This is a genomic window from Helicobacter valdiviensis (assembly GCF_003245365.1).
GTDB lineage: Bacteria > Campylobacterota > Campylobacteria > Campylobacterales > Helicobacteraceae > Helicobacter_D > Helicobacter_D valdiviensis.
The window spans coordinates 1-1216 of sequence record NZ_NBIU01000088.1; the positions used below are offsets into that span (position 1 = coordinate 1).

Below are 1216 nucleotides of genomic sequence, written 5' to 3' on the forward strand. Positions count from 1 at the left end.
TTATTACCTTTTTTATCAAATATAATTTTACCTAGATATATGCCAAATTTTGGGTTATACCATTGATCAAGTTTATTTATATCATTAAGTATCCACATATCTTTTTTACTAGGACAAATATTATTAAAGCTTTTGATATTAGTATTGATACCCAAATAAATAGCATAAGGTTCTTTTCTGGTTTGCAGGAATTGTTTATGTTTAAATATATTCTTTATGATTATTTCTGACATATTAACCCCTGTATTTTTCAAAATAAAATGTGCTTATTCTAGCATCTCTTTCACTTGGAGAAAACCAATAAATTGCAGGAACATTTGCTGCAAAATTACCATAGCGATAAGGTTTAACCCCAACACAATCTGTATAATTATCACTAATTATACATTTTTTATCATACGATCGAAACATAACAACATTTTCAAAATCAAAATATCTATTAGAATATATAAGATTAAAAATGCTTTCTGTATGGTAATTTTTTATTTCTTTAATATCATTTTTATAAATATAAAAATGCCTAAATTCATGAAAAAAAGTTGATAATATTTGTTCTTCTTTATTTTTTAGCTCCAAATATAATGCTCCTTTTCCCTTGTTATTATAAGATCCATTATTGTCTTGATTATACTCTTGATAAATAGTTGGAATTGGTGTTTCTATGTCAAAAGCTTTTGCTAAATCTTCAAGAAATTCTTAAAAAAATGCGATTTTTTCCTCATTGCTTTTGTTTGAAAATTCGCTAAATTTTTCTTTATAGCTTGGCATTATAAAAAATTTCTTATCAGAATAAACATCTATAAATTTTTTAACAAATTTCTCCCTTTCTTCTAAATACTTATCTCCATCACTCACACTTTTAATAAAATTTTCATTAGCTAAATCAAATCTATAATAAATATAAGCAATTTTTCCTGCAAGTTGGGGATAGTTTTTAAAAAATTCATTATTATTAGTTTCATTTTTTTCTTCTTTAAATATTTGACAAGCTCTTAAAAACTCTACAGCCTCAAAAACACTAAAAATGCAATTTGTTTGAATGATATTCTTATTGTTGCTATTAAAATTATTCTCTAGCTTGCTTTCTTCCACACTCTCATCTTTTCCAACTCCTACTCTAAAGCTCATATCTATAACTATAATTTTAAATTTGCTTTTTCTAGCATTTTATTATCCCAACCTTTTGGTAAATCTTTTGTGCTTGGATATTTTCTTT

Annotated in this window: 2 pseudogenes; both read right to left on the reverse strand. The window is 24.8% G+C overall.

Annotated elements, in window-relative coordinates:
* Nucleotides 1-233: pseudogene (locus B6S12_RS10615) on the reverse strand (hypothetical protein); the annotation flags it as partial.
* A gap of 1 nt (nucleotide 234) precedes the next feature.
* A pseudogene (locus B6S12_RS11780) lies at nucleotides 235-1140 on the reverse strand (hypothetical protein); the annotation flags it as partial.
* Nucleotides 1141-1216: the final 76 nt, after the last annotated feature.